Here is a 16,318-nt window from a genome sequence, read left to right on the forward strand (position 1 = left end):
TTAACTAGTTTAATAAAATGACAACACAAGAATGGCCTTTAGGTCGATTTTTTAGTTTCCTAACGAAACAATATATCGGAAAATTAGCGATTCAGATGGAAAAAACTCCTGTTGAGCGGTATTATTTCCCTTTGTATCTGATTGGAAAAAAGAATGGAATAATTAGTCAACAAGAATTAGCTAATCAATTATTAATGGATAAAGTTTCGTTGGTTCGTATACTGGATGCTCTCGAATCTGATGGTTTCATTGAGCGCAAAACAAATCCAAACGACCGAAGACAACATTTACTTAACATTACTTCTCAAGCAGAGCCTTGGATTGGAGAAATTGAGAAAGGAATCAAAGAAACAAACGAATATTTTTTCAGCCTTCTAGACCCTAGTTTACATGCCACCTTTGAGCTAATACTTACTGAACTTATTACAAAGACACAAGAAATACCAGCAGATCAATTCGAATTTTTCTATCCCAAAAAGTTAAACTCATGATATTAAAGCTTATCCCATTTTTTACGCTCATTGTTCTACTAACGGCTTGTGGAGAAGAAAAAGAAGATTTAAAGGCTCAAAAAGCCCCAATCGTAACTGTTGATGTGGTTCAAATTAAAGCTGGTGAAGTTATTCGATCTATCGCAATTCCTGGCTCCGTTATTCCGAATGAACAAGTGGATGTCTATTCTGAAGTTGCAGGGCGGATTCAACGTATTTCTTTTAAGGAAGGTCAAAATGTAAGCAAGGGTTCTGTCATCATCCAAGTAGATTCCGATATTTTAAAAGCGCAAAAAGCCCAATTAATGGTTACACTAGATTTAGCTGAAAAAGATCAAAAACGAAAAGAACTTTTGTATCAATCTAAGGGAATTAGTTTGCAAGAATATGAAATTGCAGAATCTGCACTCGCAAATACAAAAGCTCAATTGGATTTATTGAACGTTCAAATTTCCAAAGCAACCATCCGTGCACCTTTCTCTGGAAAAATTGGTTTAAGATTCGTTAGCGAAGGAGCATTCATTTCAACAAATACACGTATCACCTCAATTGTTCAAGAAAATCCAGTGAAAATCGAATTTTCTGTTCCTGAAAAATATACGCGAAATGTCAAAACAGGACAACTCATTCAATTTCAATTAGATGGTGACTTAAAAACATACTCAGCCAAAGTGTATGCTTTTGAACCACGTATCAATGAAGGAACCAGAATGATGACCGTTCGTGCTTCTCTTCCAAATCCAGGAGGATTAATTCCTGGTTCTTTTGTTTCCATTAACTACGACATGGGGAAAGAAGAAAATGCATTCATGGTTCCGTCTGAAAGTATCATCCCAATTCTAAAAGGTCAGAAAATTTTTGTTGTTCGGAACGGCTTGATAGAAGAAATTCAAGTAGAAATTGGAATCAGAACACCAGACAAAGTTCAAATCCTTGGAGCATTAAACGAAGGAGATCAAGTACTCATATCTGGTCTGTTAGCTGTTCGAGCGGGAATGCCTGTAAAAACTAAACTCGCTACGAAATGAACATTGCATCCATCAGTATAAACAGACCAGTTTTAGCAAGTGTTCTATCCATCATTGTGGTGCTTTTCGGAGTAATTGGATTTATCTTTCTTGGTGTTCGGGAATTCCCCTCGGTGGATCCACCCATCATTACCGTTACGACCAATTACGTTGGAGCAAACCCAGATGTCATCGAATCACAAATAACAGAACCATTGGAAGAATCAATCAATGGAATCTCGGGAATACGGACTGTTACTTCAACCAGTTCTGACGGAAGAAGTAGTATTGTAGTAGAATTTGATTTGAGTGTAGACTTAGATAACGCCGCAAATGATGTGCGAGATAAGGTTTCCGCTGCTATCCGAAATCTTCCGCCAGACGCAGACCCTCCAGTCGTTGTGAAATCAGATGCCAATGCAGAAACAATCTTCTCCTTAACCGTTCAATCCGATAAAAAGACTTTGTTGGAACTAACCGATTTGGGAAACAATGTATTTAAAGAACGTTTGCAAACAATCAAGGGGGTTAGTGAAATCCGTATCTGGGGAGAGAAGAAGTTCTCCATGAAATTCAATCTGGATCCTGAAAGAATGGCAGGATTGGGTTTAACTGCTTTGGATGTGAAAAATGCCTTATTGAACCAAAACGTAGAATTACCTTCCGGAAGAATTGAGGGAAACACGGTCGAATTGACGATTCGCACCTTCGGTCGTTTAACTACGGAGGAAGAATTCAACAACCTAATTGTTGCAAAAAAAGGAACACAAATTGTTCGTTTAAAGGATGTTGGTCGTGCAAACCTTGCTCCTGAAAATGAACGCACTTTACTTCGAGGAAATCATGGAATTCCTATGATCGGTATTGCCATCAATCCACAGCCAGGAGCAAATTATATAGAGATTGTCGATGAGATTTACAAAAAAGTAGAACAAATCAAGAAAGAACTGCCTAAAGATGTGCATTTAGGCGTAGCTCTCGATTCCACTCAAAATATCCGAAAATCCATTTCAGAAGTAGAAGAAACAATCCTGATTGCCTTTGGATTGGTTGTAGTCATTATTTTCCTGTTCCTGCGTGACTGGAGAACCACCTTGATTCCAATCATTGCTATTCCGATTTCATTAATCGGAACCTTCTTTATCATGTACATTTCGAATTTCTCAATCAACTTACTTACTCTACTCGGAATCGTTCTAGCAACAGGACTAGTGGTCGATGATGCCATTGTTGTTATGGAAAATATCTATGCACGGGTTGAGCGTGGTGAAGATCCGAAAGAAGCTGCACACAAAGGTTCAAAAGAAATTCTATTCGCCATTATTTCCACAACTATAACACTTACAACGGTTTTCCTTCCGATCATTTTCTTAGATGGATTAACTGGTCGTTTATTCCGTGAATTCGGAGTTGTTGTTGCTGGATCAGTAATCATTTCTGCTTTTATTTCCTTGACTTTAACTCCAATGATGAGTGCCCGTTTGTTGAAGAAGAAGGAAAAACATTCTCGTTTCTACAAAATGACCGAAGTGTGGTTGGATAAACTCATGTCGGGATACAGGAATTCGCTCACTAAATTCATGAAACGTCCATGGATTGCATTTATCCTAATGGCATTTTGTATAGTCCTGATCATTTGGAACGGTTTAAGTTTAAAATCAGAATTAGCACCAATGGAAGACAAGGGGCGTTTCCAGATCAGGTCAAATGCACCAGAAGGAACTTCCTTCGAAAGGATGGACTTTCATCAACAGCAAATAATCGACCTCATCGATACCTTACCTGAAAAAACAAGCATTATCGCAGTAACTTCCCCAAGTTTCAACTCAGGTGCCGTTAATGCAGGGTTCGTTCGTGTGAACCTCCTTCCTGTAAAGGATCGAAAACGTTCGCAAGAAGAGATCGTCAATTTACTCAATAAACGTTTGGGAGAATTCAACTTTGCGCGTTCTTTTATTGTACAAGAACAAACAATTGGTGGAGGACGTCAGTCAGGACTGCCAGTTCAATACGTATTACAAGCTCCCAATTTTGAAACCATGAAGGAAACACTTCCAAAATTCTTGGAACAAGCAATCGCTGATCCTGTTTTCAAAATCGTGGATGTAGATTTGAAATTCAATAAACCCGAACTGCAGGTAGATATTGATCGCGACAAGGCTGAAAGTGTTGGAGTAAATGTCAATGACATTGCTTCTACGCTTCAATTATACTTCTCTGGTCAGCGTTACGGTTATTTCATTATGAATGGAAAACAGTACCAGGTGATTGGTCAAGCTATGAAAGAAAAACGGGATGATCCCTCAGATCTCAGCGCCATACAGGTGAGAAGTGAATCTGGAGAGTTGATCCCTTTGGACAACCTTGTAACAGTCCGCAACGAATCAAGTCCACCACAATTATTCCGATACAATCGCTATGTTTCAGCAACAGTACAGGCAGATGTGAATGCGGGTTTCACCGTTGGTGATGGAATTGATGCCATGGACAAAATTGCGGAACAAGTACTGCCCGAAAGTTTCTCTCACAGTTTGGCAGGAACCTCGAAGGAATTTGCCGAAAGCGGAAGTAGTATCATCTTCGCTGGTCTTCTTGCATTGGTATTGGTTTTCCTCGTCCTAGCAGCACAATTTGAGAGTTACCGCGATCCTTGGATCATACTATTTACCGTTCCTCTAGCACTGGCAGGAGCACTATTTTCCCTTTGGCTAACGGATCAAACATTAAACATCTTCTCAAAGATCGGAATTATTGTATTGATTGGTCTGGTTACCAAAAACGGAATCTTGATCGTTGAATTCGCGAATCAGCGACGGGAAGATGGTTTAAGTATCAAAGAAGCAATTATCGACGCTTGTGCACAGCGTTTCAGACCAATTTTAATGACCACCTTGGCAACCATTTTAGGTGCGCTTCCTATTGCATTGGCATTGGGAGATGCTGCAACCAGTAGAATTTCAATGGGAATTTCAATCGTGGGAGGACTAGCTTTTTCCTTAATTCTAACCTTATTTGTGATTCCTGGATTATACATTTATTTGACATCTAAAAAATCGAAATTAAAACCATGAAACAGTTTATTCTTCTATTTCTGATTCTTTCAAGTAGGGTTACTTTGTCTCAACAAATTTTAAGCTTTGAGGAAGTTATTAAACGGACTCTAGCAAATAATTTCGATGTATTGATTCAGCGCAACAATACAAAAGTTGCAGATAATTCAAACAACATAGGAACTGCTGGATACTTGCCAACAGTTGCTGTCAATGCCGATCAAAGTTGGACTTTCACCAATACAAGACAAGAATTTTTTTCCGGTCAAATCAATGAGAAAAACGGGGCTAGAAACAATGCGTTTACAGCAGCAGCACGCTTAAACTGGACATTATTTGATGGTTTTGCGATGTTTGCACGTGATAAAAGATTGCAATTATCGGAAGATTTAGCAACTGTAAATCTAACGGCTCAAATGGAAATGTCCATTTATCAAGCTTCTATTTTGTACTACAGTATTCAGTACTACAAACGAATGCAAACCGTTTATGAAGAAGCCATTCAATTATCAAAAGAACGCTTTGATTTGATTTCATTGAAATCGAAAAACGGTGCAGCAAATGATTTGGAATTATTGCAAGCAAAGTTGGACTTAAACACAGACTCTTCCAACTACTTGAATCATTTAAATCTAATCATCAAAACAAAAGCCGATTTAGCTTCAGTTATGGGTGATGCAGGAAATGTTCAATTTGATGTTGATGAAATAATTCCAGTCCTGCAACCTATAACCCAAAGTGCTGTTTTGGAAAGCGCTTTAGCTCAAAACACAAGTATCTTGATTCAAAAAAGTCAAATTGCCATTATTGATCAACAACGAAAAGAATTGAAAAGTCGGTATTATCCACAACTGTCATTTTATGCCCAATACACAACTGCAATATCACAAAGTGAAGTGGGTTTACTTTCATCCAATCGGAGTTTAGGTCCAGGCTTTGGGTTCACCTTAAACTGGACTATTTTGGATGGTTTATCGAATGTGACAGCCGTCAAAAATAACCAACTCCAGAAAGAGAATGCAGAATTGACTGTTCAAAAACAAGAACAAACCATCAAAACAGAAGTTGAGAAGGCATGGCAAGATTATGTATTTTCAGAACGGATGTTCCGCTTGGAAAATAGCTCAATAATAAACACTACAGAAATGTTTGAAATTGCTCAAAAATCCTTTGAAAATGGTTCTTTGACACAATTTGAACTACGAGAAATTCAGTTTTCGATTATTCAAGCAAAGAATAGACAATTATCAGCTGAATTCAATCTACGAACTGCAGCTTTAAATTTAGCTTTGTTTACTGGAAACTATAAGAACTTAATACCGTAGAGAAAGTTCACAAGAAGTTTAAAGGTGTATACCTTTTGAAGGCATAAAGAATTAAGTTACAAAAAATGATTTTGTAAATCACGAATCACATCTTCTTTCTTTTGGCGAGAAATGGGAACTTTCAATCCGTTTTTCATTTTGATATATCCTCCATCCTCTTTCAAATATTCATCTACAAATTTCATGTTCACTATAAACGATTTATGAGGTCGGATAAAATTGATGTTCGTGCGCAATTTATCATCAAAAAAACGGAGTGGTTTTGACACAATAATCTCTTTGGAATCATCTAAAAAAATTTTACAATAAGAGCTATCCGCTTCCATGCATACAATAGAATCTAATCTGACAAAACACATTCCATCAGCCGTCGGAATTGAAATCTTACGTTCACCATTACCATAAGACATCATTATTTGATCAGCACTCATTGAACGAAGATCTCTTACTTTATCTATTGCTTTGTTGACTGCTTCAACAAATAGTTCAGAATCTATCGGTTTCAATAAATAATCCATCGCATGATACCTGAATGCTTTTACAGCATATTGATCAAAGGCCGTGGTAAAAATAACTTCAGCAGCAAAAGCATCACTTTCGTCCAATACTTCAAAGCCACTTCCATCACCTAAATTAATATCAATGAAAATTAAATCCGCTTCAGTCGAATTAACTAACTCAACAGCAGATTTAAAGGAATCTGCCTCTCCAACAATTTGAAAACTTGGAAAATAACGCTCTAGATATTTAGAAATTACTCTTCTTGCATCAACTTCATCATCAATAATCAGTACCCTTTTGGTTTTCATCGTATGTGTAGTTATCTTATTCGTATTTCAAATGAAAACGACATTTTAGTATTTTTAGTCCCCAATACAGAAAATTTATTCTAATTATAGAGTTTAAGTCGGATTTACTCAGTAAAGATTGAAATTTTCAACGTTTTAAGAAGTTCAAAAATAGAAAAGGTTACAGGATTTTTCACATTTTATTTCATAAAAAACACAATCCTATATCTGAATTAAAAAAGTAACTTTAGCACCTCAAATTGAAGCATGGCTAAATTGTTCCTTTCTTTGGTAATTGCGGTTGGAGTTCTTATCACTTCCTCATTCGAATTCAATCGGTTACCTGAAAATGAAGTAAAAAAATACAAAACAGAATATGTTTTTGTACTAGTAATTGATGGCCCGCGTTTCACAGAAACATTTGGTGATTCTACTTACAAATACATTCCACATTTAGGAAATGACTTAAAAAAAGAAGGCGTTTTATTGAGTGATTTCAGAAATAATGGACCAACATTAACAATTTCTGGACATTCTGCTATCATAACTGGAAGATACCAAAGACTCTCAAATGGGGGAAAACAACTACCAAAATACCCTACCATGTTTCAATATTATCTGAAAGAGAAAGCCGTTCCACGTTCAGATGCATGGGTTATTTCCAGTAAAGGAAAATTGGAAGTTCTAGGAAATACCCGCTATAAAAAGTGGTGGAATGTGTACAAACCATACACCTATTGTGGACTCAATGGAAATGGAGCAGATTACACCAATGATCAAGAAACATTTGACAAAGTGAAAGAAGTTCTTTCTTCCGAAAAACCACCTCATTTGATGTTAATCAATTTACTTGCAGCTGATGCTTATGCTCATTCCAAAGAATGGGAAATGTACTTGAAATCGATTCAGAAATGTGATGATTATGCCTTTCAATTATGGAACTTCATCCAATCTAACGAAAAATTAAAAGACAAGACCGCACTCATCATTACCAATGATCATGGTCGCCATTTAGATGGTCATAAAGATGGATACATCAGTCATGGAGATGGATGTGAAGGCTGTAGACATATTAGCTTGCTAGCAATGGGTCCAGATTTCAAAAAGAATGTGGTCTCTAAAAACTGTTCAGAACAATTAGATATCAGTAAAACAATTTCTGAAATCCTGCATTTTCAAATGCCAACTGGAAAAGGAAGAGTTTTGACAGAATTATTCGACTAAAACAAAAAATCGCAATTATTATTCTCCATCCATAAAATACCAGCGACCTCCTATTTTTTCGAATTGGGAATCTTCCGTGTGCCTAGTTAGCACTCCAGTTTCATCTAAATAAGTCGCCACAAATTTCACCCGTTTTTCGGAAGAAGAAATGATTTCTAAACTAATCCAGGTGCTTTTAGATGCCCATTCCAAAATGGATTTCGGATTGTAGTATTTTCTATATTTGGGAGAAGTTGTTTCTAAGATATATGAAACATTCATAGTCACATAGGCAGAATATCTTGAACGCATTAATTCTTCTGCAGTCGAAGGAAAGTTCGTTCCTTGTAAAAAAGGTTCGCAGCAATTTTCAAATGGTTTATTGCTTCCACAATAACATAACTGAACGGATTCCAAACTCATGGTTTCTTTTTTCGAATAGCTTCTGTCATTTGCGACTTTGCATCATTGGGTTTGATGAAATTTTCCTTTGTATCAATCAAAGGCTCATAAGGATAATTTCCAAACAAGGTCGACAAGCGATTAATTCCAAATACTTTCTTCGTATAATGATTGGAAATAATAATCATACAAATTGTGTCTTTTCTGAGCGATGCATAACACCCCGTATTTCCATGCCACCAACCTGTATGAAAGAACAAGCTAGATTTCCCCTTATCCTCTCTCATTCTAAATCCTAGACCGTAATTACTTTTACCTTTTCGTTCGTAACTATACCCTCGAAATATTTCCTTTTTGATGGATGCGCTCAAAAAATCGTTTGAATAAGTTGCCTTGTCCAATTTCAATAAATCTCGAGCTGTTGTATACAGGTTTTTATCTCCATAAATTCCATCCAAATTCGTAAATGGTTCCAAGCGATTTCTTGAATCATACGAACGAGCTATGGTGTCCGAATTTTGCCTTCCATCGTTGATAAACGAATCAGTCATTCCAAGTGGTTCAAAAATGAATTCCTTGGCAATTTTCGGAAATTTCTTTTGCGTAACTCGTTCCGCTATAAGTGCCAACAAGGCATAATTGGTATTGCAATAGGAAAACTGGGAATTCGGAGGGAAATACAAAGGCATTTTGTATTGATTCAACAACTGAATGATTTTTTGATTCGTTAGATTTTTGGTTGCTGGCCAAATGGTATATGGAAAATACCCATAATATGGAATTCCGCTTCGGTGATTCAACAACATACGTACCGTAATTCCTTCATACATAATTTCAGGCAAATACGACCGAATGTCCTTATCTAAAACAACTTGATTGGAATCTACTAACTTACAAATAATCAAAGCCGTAACTACTTTGGAAATAGAAGCTACATGCAGCGGAGTATGCTTGTCCACTCGCTTGTTAAATTTTTCGTTTGCGAATCCTTTGTAACGTTCATAAACAATCTCTCCATTCTTAGCGATCAAAAACATCCCATTGAAGTCTTCTGCAATTCGATTCCGATAAAATGCACTGATACTATCGTAATAATGAGGGCTAAATGACTTCGGAACAGAATTGAATTTAGGAAATTGAAAGCTGTTTACAAGTACTTTAGCAGATACTTTCTCTGTTTTTTTGACTTTGGTTTGACAGCCTAAAACCAAAAAAAAGAACACTAAAAGAGTTGCAAAACGAGGAAATCCGAAAATCATGGCGCAAAGTTAAGAAAACTTCAACGAATCATTTCTTTCTTTAAAAATCAACACACCTATCTTAGTACATAATTAAAAGCAAAAAAATCCTTAATGTATCAAATACCATAAATTAAAATTGTTATTTATGATCTTTTCCTGATAGTTATTGGAACCTCAATGGTGTCAGTATTTTCAGAACGTGATAATTCATTAACTACTCTCTCTTTTGTTATCGGAGTCATTAAATCATATAAATCTCCTTTTCTTGATTCAAAATAGGTCAAAAATTCTTGATAATTTTGAAATTGATGTGTTGTCAATTTTCCATTTTGCTTAGATACAACTTTCCGAATTAATCTTAGATTAACATCTTTAAATTTCTGTTTTGCTGACAACTTATAACGTTCCGTAGGAAAAATTGACGATGTAAGAATATTATATACACTACTCCTTTGTGAATATGCTTTTTTTCTGCAAGAATCTAACTTATCTGTTTGCCCTACGTATCCAGTAAAATTTTCAGGATAATTCTCTAAATAATTCTTCATTACTAATGCACATTGGTATAATAAGTCTAATAGATTACTTCTATCCAATCTATATCCTATTGATTCACCCCTTAATTCATATTTTTTAGGAACTTTTTTTAAATGATGCGGATAGAATTTCACTAATGAAAATCCTTTATAATCATGTAATTCAATAATGAATTTTCGAGAAATGTTTTTATTACATTTTAAATTCAAACCATATCTTACAATCGAATTAACATCATCCGGAAGGTTCAAATTACTATGCATTATATTGATGTCCCTATTTTGCCGTCCTAGGAAGTAGTATTTTTCGTTAGTCAATGAATAATAGTATTTAAGCAAAAAAGAGGCATACGCCTCTTTTCTATAAAGTAGTTAATAATATTAGATTTTAAATTGCAAATCTCTTTGCATAATGTGGTAATGATTCACTATGAATCTCTGCTGGAGAAGCATTTTTCCAAGAAAAATCAGAAATTGGTTTATACAACTTATCTCTATAATTTTCAACCGAAGCTACAACTTCAATAACAGTACCAGAATTTTTGGATTTTGAATCCTTGCTTGCTCGTAAATGTCCCATTGCGTTCTAGTGTATTAGTATTACAATGCAATATTATGAATAAAATTTGATTACTCCATCAGATTTTGATTTCACTATTCTATTTTCAAAATATTGAATATTTATAAACCCCATAAAATCTCTCTATTCATAAATGATTCAGGACAAAAAGCAAAAATATTTTTCAAAAAATTTAACGTTTACTTAATTGACTTCTACTATAAATTAGAACTAAATAGAATGTGCCTATCTCTTTTTCATAATTAATGTTTCCTTGATTAATCATATCAAAGATACCATTTCATCTAAATTTTGTAATAACAAGGAATAGGTTCAAAGAAATCTATTTTGAGCCTATATTAATACGTATACTCAGCTGTCATTTTGCGAATCAATCCATCTTTTCCTTTGACTTGTAAAATAACCGTAAAAGAAACTGGCTTTCCTTTATTCGCAGATTTCGCTTTTGTCAATGCGTCTAGAACTTCTTGTGTGACTACTCCACCATTAATTGGACTCATCGGTTTTTCGATCAGCGGAGAATTCACTTGATAATTGACAACTTCAAAACCTGGATTTTCCAGAATTGAATTTTCATCATATCCAGCGCGTAAGTTCACTTTGTCCAACGTTACAACTGCCGAACCACTAGGATGCATTCCCCAGAAAATAGTCGGTGTTGGTAAATTTAAAACGCGAAACTGCCAAGTTCCAACCACATTTTTGTCTTTGAAATTTCGTGCAATTACAGTAATTGTTTTTTCAGATCCTGTTGGTTTTAAGATAAAACAAGAATCTGTTCTGTAAATTTGAGCTTGTGTACTTTCTAAATCTAGAAATGCTGTTTCTGACCCAGCGCCTATTTTTAATTTGTTGTCATACCCTCGATAAACCACATTGTATTCAGGAATAGATAGAACAATTTGAGAAAAACTCATAGAGCAAACGAAACACGCGACTATACTGATTATTAATTTCATAGAATAGATGTTAATTTTTTTACTTAAATGTAATCAAAATAATTATCTTGGATACTATGAACAGATCCAAAATATTAGTAGCTATCATTTTAAGTTCCATTCTTTTTTCTTGCGACGACCCCGCAGAAGAAAAACAAATCGTTGAACCGAAAGTTGAAGCACCAAGCCATGAAGAAAGGCCAGAAAAAGAGTCTAAACCGACAAAAAAAGTAGCGGAAACACACGTAAAATTATCCAACACCGAAGATAAACTCATTGATCAAATTTGGAAACTTCCCGAAGTGGTATCGTTATCCGAAAAAATAAAATTGGAATCAAAAGGAAAACGATCTTTAGTTGGTCGAATTTCCTCTACTCCTTCTGATGATCAAGAATATTACGGCGTTTCGGTTTCGGAAGACAATGGAGAAGCTTTAGCAACTTATTTTGAATTCCGGATTTATCCAGATAAATCCATTTATTATTACGATCCAATAAACGACGAAGAATTGTCATTAAAAGAATGGCGGGCTGAGAAAAAATAATCCAAGCCCGCCAAAATCGTAAATTTTAATTCTATTCTATTTAAACATTTGCAAAAAGCCTTGCCCTTCTAAATCTTCATCTTGAGCTCCTTTTGCAGTGTATTTGTAGAAATAAACTCCTTCATCCACTAAGTTTCCGGATGCATCTTTACCATCCCAAGCAAAAGGAACTGTGTTAGATACATTTACTGGATTTCCCCAACGATTTACAATTGTTACATTCAATGATTTGATATTCAACAATTCAAACGTAAACAAATCATTTACATGGTCTCCATTTGGAGTAAATATATTCGGTACTATAATACCTACGGGAACAGTTACTGGTGGAATTGGCGGAGGAATCACATTGACAACTATAGAGGTCGTATCCGAACAATTTCCATTCGTTGCAACCAAAACAATCGTATAAGATCCAACGGTATCATATACCTGTTGTTGAGACGATAAGTCATTTACATTCGCTGTATTCCCATTTCCAAAAAACCACTGAAAATCGGAAGAATTACTACTTGTATTTGTCATATCAACAGTCAATGGACCATAACCCGAAGTTGGATTGGCTGAGAATTGAGCAATTGGCGGATTTAATGTCGTCACCAAAATAGAATCTCTTCTGTGACATCCTTGATTTTGCACATCAATATAATACCACCCAGCACCTAAATTTTGCCATACAGAAGCGTTAATTTGGTTCGGATTATTAGCTCCAGGACCATTCCATGTATAAATTGGCTGTCCCACAAATGGACCGTGAACAAGTGTATAAACAGCCCCATTATTTGTTCCACAACTAGTAGGCTGTGCTACAACTGTATCAAATCCCCAAGGCATTAGAGTAATATTTACATTGACAGAATCTCGTAAAACACATCCTGATCCACTAGGACTAACTGCCGAAACAGTATACCAACCAGATGCAGTTGGAGTAATTGTTGGTGTAGTTGCACCTGTTTCCCATGTAAAGCTAGGATTTGCGTAATTTGCAGTTGCTGTTACACTTTGTGGTTCATTTTGACAAAAAGCAACATTCGCTCCCGCATCAATTGTATTTGGATCGTAGCTTACCACGATAGTATCCGTTTGTACACAAGCTGTATTGAATGTAATATTATCAATTGCAAAGTCATTATTTCCGCTCGAAACTTGAGCAACGATACTAATGATAGCTGAAGTACTCACACCAGAATTCCAAATTTGCGAAAACTGCTGCCAATCACATCCATTTAAACTAGGACTAAATACTGGACCAATTTGAATGCCATTAATAAAGAATTGTAAAACAGAAACATGGGCAGCACTAATATTCTCCATACTTGTTACCCATGCAGAAAAAGAATAATTCGTATTTGGATCGATGTTAATAGTCTGGGACCACACATTTGTGTTTGGTATAATTGAACCATTTACAACCATCATATTACCAGGTCCCGTTGTACCTACGTCACTACATGTAAAAAAGCTACTGTGTACGAGATTTGGATTAGTTGTAATCGCATAAGTTGATTCATCCCATAAAATACCTCCTATTGCAGGAGACGTTCCGTAAGCATAACCAGTTGTAAAACCAGTGTCTCCAGCTTCAAAATCACCATTTACAACTAAATTTTGGGTAAAATTTGCGACATTCAAAATCAATGTAGTAGGAGTTGTAATTGTAACACTTGGCTGATTTCCTGGAGCAACATTCCATGTGTAACTATCATATCCTGCAGGAACTGCAAGACTTAATGATTGACCTTGACACAGTAAAGTATCGTTTCCAAGGCTCAATGTTGGGTATTGGGAACACTGAGCATTCGCCGTAATAGACAGCAATAGAGCAAAGAATGCACCTAATAAATTTTTCTTCATAACGCAAATTTATAAATACTAAACGGATATAGTAACTGTTTAGTTGCTTGAAGATTTATATTATTCTTATTTTAACATCTTTTTAAGAACTATTCCTTAGATATCAAGTGTATCTATGCTCAATAAGATTGACTAACTTTGCTTTATGAAATTTAATGAATTAGGATTAAATGATTTGGTACTTGAAGCCATTCATCACATGGGCTTTGAAAATGCAACTCCAGTTCAACAATTGTCTATTCCTGAAATACTTGCGAATAACGATTTATTGGCTTGTGCACAAACAGGAACAGGAAAGACTGCAGCATTCATATTACCGATTCTAAACAAATTAACTGGTAAAGAAGATACATCAATCAATACGTTGATTTTAGTTCCAACCCGTGAATTGGCAGTACAAATTGAACAAGAAATACAAGGTTTATCCTATTTCGTTTCCGTTGGTTCTATGGCCGTTTATGGTGGTGGAGATGGTACTCGTTGGGAAGAACAAAAGTCAGCACTGGTTGAAGGGACGGATATTATTGTTGCAACTCCAGGGAAATTGCTTTCTCACATTATGCAAGGCTATGTCGACTTTTCTCAATTAGAACACTTGGTGCTAGACGAAGCTGATAAAATGTTGGACATGGGATTTTCAGATGACATTGAACGCATCATTTCTCATTTACCAAAGAAGAGACAAACCTTATTATTTAGTGCTACAATGCCATCAAAAATCAAAAATTTGGCTTCCAAAATTTTGATCAATCCGAAGGAAATTGCACTTTCAATTTCGAAACCAGCGGCAGGTGTTACTCAACATGTTGTTTTGTGTTTCGATGATCAAAAAAACAAAACACTCGATTTTATTCTAAAAGGTCGACCTGAATATGATAGTATTATCATTTTTACTTCTGCAAAAATAAAAGTTCATGAGATTGTTTATGCACTCAAAAGAGCTGGATATAAAAACACCCAAGGAGTTTCTTCCAATTTGGAACAAGAAGAACGGGAGGAAGTTCTACGCGGATTTAGATCTAAGAGAACGCGTATTTTAGTTGCTACAGATGTAATGAGTCGCGGAATTGATATCAAAGAAATTAATTTAGTTATCAATTACGATGCTCCAAGAGATGCCGAAGATTATGTACACCGAATTGGACGAACAGCACGCGCCAATACAAAAGGAGAAGCTTACACATTAATTAATCCCAAGGATATGCCTAAGTTGGCTCGTATCGAACGATTGATTGAAATGGAAATTCAACGTGCTTCTATTCCTGAAGAATTTGGCCCAGTTCCTGAATGGAAAGTATCTGGAAACCCTTCTAACGGAAATGGAAATAACAAAAATCGCAAAAAGAAGTTTTTCGGAAAAAAGAAGCCGAGTAGTTAATCCGCCTCCTACCGCAAAGGTTCCAACACCTTCTTCAGTGATCTCAATAAATTCTGTTCAAACTCATTGACAATGGATGTACTCCACATTTTCCCATAAAAAGGAATATTCGAATGAATAGTGTATTTGGTTGTCAATTTTAAAACAGTATTTCCATTTTTCAAGGAGTTCAGTTCGTAACCAATGTATTCAAATTGCAGGCTTTTGTTTTTCAATACATGATCAAAGGTAGGGCTCGAACTCAACTTTGACTTCTCCAGATTGATTGCAAACGTGAGTTTTTTGTTGTTCTCACTTACCATTACAGACTCATTCAATACAATCCCATTTTCAAAATATCCCAATCGGGTATTTGTTTTTGGATCGTAAGTAGAATGCGTGGGCTGCGGCACAATGAATGAATTCAAGAAACTGGAAGAATTTGCTATTCTTAAATCTGGAACTGCAAAAAGATTCTTCCAAATCACCGAATCGGGTTGATTGATGATTATTTCATTACTAACAATGTGTTCCGTTTTATGTTTCGGGAATTGCTTTTCAATCTGTCCTAAGAGAATGGGTAAAAGCAACAATGGAACAGACAAGCGGTCAATGATACTGTCATCATCTTTTATTTTGTCTTTTTTCTTGAGAACTTGATAAAATATGATGCTCATTACTACAGAAAAGAACACATAGGGCAATCCAATAATAAAAAAACAGATTAAATCCTCTAAACCAGAAATCACTGCTGTAATCAAATACAAAATCACTGCGAGTAATGGAAAAAACACAGCTATTGCCCAACTCTTTCTATAGCCATTGTCCTTGAAATAAAAAGGAATAAAACCCATAATCATTGGGGCAACAATCAAATAAGAAAGTGAGTTAATCTCAATAAAATCGAACTCGCTCACTACGCGAATGAGTAACCCATATATCGCTGAGAAAATAAGTCCTAGATATTGTTTCATGTGATCTCGGTTTATTCAAATATACGG

At 35.6% G+C, this 16,318-nt stretch carries 15 protein-coding genes; 7 read left to right on the forward strand and 8 right to left on the reverse strand.

The annotated features are described in order from the left end of the window. Positions 1–17: 17 nt before the first annotated feature. Genes FLUTA_RS20450 through FLUTA_RS01820 form a run of 4 tightly spaced genes read left to right on the forward strand, consistent with a single transcriptional unit; the run spans position 18 to position 5,873 of the window. Positions 18–491 carry a MarR family winged helix-turn-helix transcriptional regulator gene (locus FLUTA_RS20450; protein ID WP_013685142.1) on the forward strand — a complete coding sequence of 158 codons (474 nt, stop codon included), beginning with the start codon at positions 18–20 and terminating at the stop codon, positions 489–491. Continuing rightward, positions 488–1,519 carry an efflux RND transporter periplasmic adaptor subunit gene (locus tag FLUTA_RS01810; RefSeq protein ID WP_013685143.1) on the forward strand — a complete coding sequence of 344 codons (1,032 nt, stop codon included), beginning with the start codon at positions 488–490 and terminating at the stop codon, positions 1,517–1,519. The genes FLUTA_RS20450 and FLUTA_RS01810 overlap by 4 nt, the downstream gene beginning before the upstream one ends. After that, on the forward strand, positions 1,516–4,569 hold the full coding sequence (locus tag FLUTA_RS01815; protein WP_013685144.1) for an efflux RND transporter permease subunit: 3,054 nt from the start codon (positions 1,516–1,518) through the stop codon (positions 4,567–4,569). Before FLUTA_RS01810 ends, FLUTA_RS01815 begins: the two co-directional genes overlap by 4 nt. Next, positions 4,566–5,873: a TolC family protein gene (locus tag FLUTA_RS01820; RefSeq protein WP_013685145.1), complete on the forward strand. Its 1,308-nt coding sequence runs from the start codon at positions 4,566–4,568 to the stop codon at positions 5,871–5,873. Before FLUTA_RS01815 ends, FLUTA_RS01820 begins: the two co-directional genes overlap by 4 nt. Positions 5,874–5,929: 56 nt before the next feature. Here the strand turns inward: FLUTA_RS01820 and FLUTA_RS01825 are convergent, their stop codons facing one another. Then, complete coding sequence (locus FLUTA_RS01825; RefSeq protein WP_013685146.1) at positions 5,930–6,682, reverse strand: LytR/AlgR family response regulator transcription factor; 753 nt, start codon at positions 6,680–6,682, stop codon at positions 5,930–5,932. A gap of 246 nt (positions 6,683–6,928) precedes the next feature. Between FLUTA_RS01825 and FLUTA_RS01830 the strand changes: the two genes are divergently transcribed. Then, positions 6,929–7,885, forward strand: a complete 957-nt coding sequence (locus FLUTA_RS01830; RefSeq protein ID WP_013685147.1) for a sulfatase-like hydrolase/transferase — start codon at positions 6,929–6,931, stop codon at positions 7,883–7,885. Positions 7,886–7,903: 18 nt separating this feature from the next. On the opposite strand, the gene FLUTA_RS01835 is transcribed toward FLUTA_RS01830, so the two are convergent. The 5 genes from FLUTA_RS01835 to FLUTA_RS01855 all read right to left on the reverse strand — a co-directional run bounded on the left by FLUTA_RS01835 (position 7,904) and on the right by FLUTA_RS01855 (position 11,582). After that, a complete protein-coding gene (locus tag FLUTA_RS01835; RefSeq protein WP_013685148.1) occupies positions 7,904–8,287 on the reverse strand; it encodes a YchJ family protein in 384 nt (127 codons plus the stop codon). Further along, entirely contained in the window at positions 8,284–9,525 is a 1,242-nt protein-coding gene (locus tag FLUTA_RS01840) for a serine hydrolase domain-containing protein (RefSeq protein WP_013685149.1), read from the reverse strand. The genes FLUTA_RS01835 and FLUTA_RS01840 overlap by 4 nt, the downstream gene beginning before the upstream one ends. 125 nt (positions 9,526–9,650) lie before the next feature. Continuing rightward, positions 9,651–10,307, reverse strand: a complete 657-nt coding sequence (locus FLUTA_RS01845) for a hypothetical protein (protein ID WP_013685150.1) — start codon at positions 10,305–10,307, stop codon at positions 9,651–9,653. 124 nt (positions 10,308–10,431) lie between these two features. Further along, positions 10,432–10,623 carry a hypothetical protein gene (locus FLUTA_RS01850; RefSeq protein WP_013685151.1) on the reverse strand — a complete coding sequence of 64 codons (192 nt, stop codon included), beginning with the start codon at positions 10,621–10,623 and terminating at the stop codon, positions 10,432–10,434. Between the two features lie 338 nt (positions 10,624–10,961). Continuing rightward, on the reverse strand, positions 10,962–11,582 hold the full coding sequence (locus tag FLUTA_RS01855) for a GldM family protein (protein ID WP_013685152.1): 621 nt from the start codon (positions 11,580–11,582) through the stop codon (positions 10,962–10,964). Positions 11,583–11,638: 56 nt separating this feature from the next. Between FLUTA_RS01855 and FLUTA_RS01860 the strand changes: the two genes are divergently transcribed. Beyond that, positions 11,639–12,106 (forward strand): hypothetical protein, encoded by a 468-nt coding sequence (locus FLUTA_RS01860; RefSeq protein ID WP_013685153.1) that lies wholly within the window; start codon positions 11,639–11,641, stop codon positions 12,104–12,106. 36 nt (positions 12,107–12,142) lie between these two features. On the opposite strand, the gene FLUTA_RS01865 is transcribed toward FLUTA_RS01860, so the two are convergent. Then, positions 12,143–13,960: a T9SS type B sorting domain-containing protein gene (locus tag FLUTA_RS01865; protein ID WP_013685154.1), complete on the reverse strand. Its 1,818-nt coding sequence runs from the start codon at positions 13,958–13,960 to the stop codon at positions 12,143–12,145. Positions 13,961–14,105: 145 nt separating this feature from the next. On the opposite strand from FLUTA_RS01865, the gene FLUTA_RS01870 reads away from it, so the two are divergent. After that, positions 14,106–15,338: a DEAD/DEAH box helicase gene (locus FLUTA_RS01870; protein WP_013685155.1), complete on the forward strand. Its 1,233-nt coding sequence runs from the start codon at positions 14,106–14,108 to the stop codon at positions 15,336–15,338. An 8-nt stretch (positions 15,339–15,346) separates the two neighbouring features. Here FLUTA_RS01870 and FLUTA_RS01875 read toward each other — a convergent pair whose 3' ends face one another. After that, positions 15,347–16,291, reverse strand: coding sequence for a hypothetical protein (locus FLUTA_RS01875; protein ID WP_013685156.1), 945 nt, complete (start codon positions 16,289–16,291; stop codon positions 15,347–15,349). Positions 16,292–16,318: the final 27 nt, after the last annotated feature.

The organism is Fluviicola taffensis DSM 16823, assembly GCF_000194605.1.
In the GTDB taxonomy this organism is placed as follows: domain Bacteria; phylum Bacteroidota; class Bacteroidia; order Flavobacteriales_D; family Crocinitomicaceae; genus Fluviicola; species Fluviicola taffensis.

Bases quoted from the DNA above. Each gene is read 5' to 3' on its own strand.
- FLUTA_RS20450 (WP_013685142.1), top strand. From the start codon at position 18: ATGACAACACAAGAATGGCCTTTAGGTCGATTTTTTAGTTTCCTAACG.
- FLUTA_RS01865 (WP_013685154.1), bottom strand. From the start codon at position 13,960: ATGAAGAAAAATTTATTAGGTGCATTCTTTGCTCTATTGCTGTCTATT.
- FLUTA_RS01840 (WP_013685149.1), bottom strand. From the start codon at position 9,525: ATGATTTTCGGATTTCCTCGTTTTGCAACTCTTTTAGTGTTCTTTTTT.
- FLUTA_RS01855 (WP_013685152.1), bottom strand. From the start codon at position 11,582: ATGAAATTAATAATCAGTATAGTCGCGTGTTTCGTTTGCTCTATGAGT.
- FLUTA_RS01835 (WP_013685148.1), bottom strand. From the start codon at position 8,287: ATGAGTTTGGAATCCGTTCAGTTATGTTATTGTGGAAGCAATAAACCA.
- FLUTA_RS01860 (WP_013685153.1), top strand. From the start codon at position 11,639: ATGAACAGATCCAAAATATTAGTAGCTATCATTTTAAGTTCCATTCTT.
- FLUTA_RS01810 (WP_013685143.1), top strand. From the start codon at position 488: ATGATATTAAAGCTTATCCCATTTTTTACGCTCATTGTTCTACTAACG.
- FLUTA_RS01830 (WP_013685147.1), top strand. From the start codon at position 6,929: ATGGCTAAATTGTTCCTTTCTTTGGTAATTGCGGTTGGAGTTCTTATC.
- FLUTA_RS01820 (WP_013685145.1), top strand. From the start codon at position 4,566: ATGAAACAGTTTATTCTTCTATTTCTGATTCTTTCAAGTAGGGTTACT.
- FLUTA_RS01815 (WP_013685144.1), top strand. From the start codon at position 1,516: ATGAACATTGCATCCATCAGTATAAACAGACCAGTTTTAGCAAGTGTT.
- FLUTA_RS01875 (WP_013685156.1), bottom strand. From the start codon at position 16,291: ATGAAACAATATCTAGGACTTATTTTCTCAGCGATATATGGGTTACTC.
- FLUTA_RS01850 (WP_013685151.1), bottom strand. From the start codon at position 10,623: ATGGGACATTTACGAGCAAGCAAGGATTCAAAATCCAAAAATTCTGGT.
- FLUTA_RS01845 (WP_013685150.1), bottom strand. From the start codon at position 10,307: ATGCATAGTAATTTGAACCTTCCGGATGATGTTAATTCGATTGTAAGA.
- FLUTA_RS01870 (WP_013685155.1), top strand. From the start codon at position 14,106: ATGAAATTTAATGAATTAGGATTAAATGATTTGGTACTTGAAGCCATT.
- FLUTA_RS01825 (WP_013685146.1), bottom strand. From the start codon at position 6,682: ATGAAAACCAAAAGGGTACTGATTATTGATGATGAAGTTGATGCAAGA.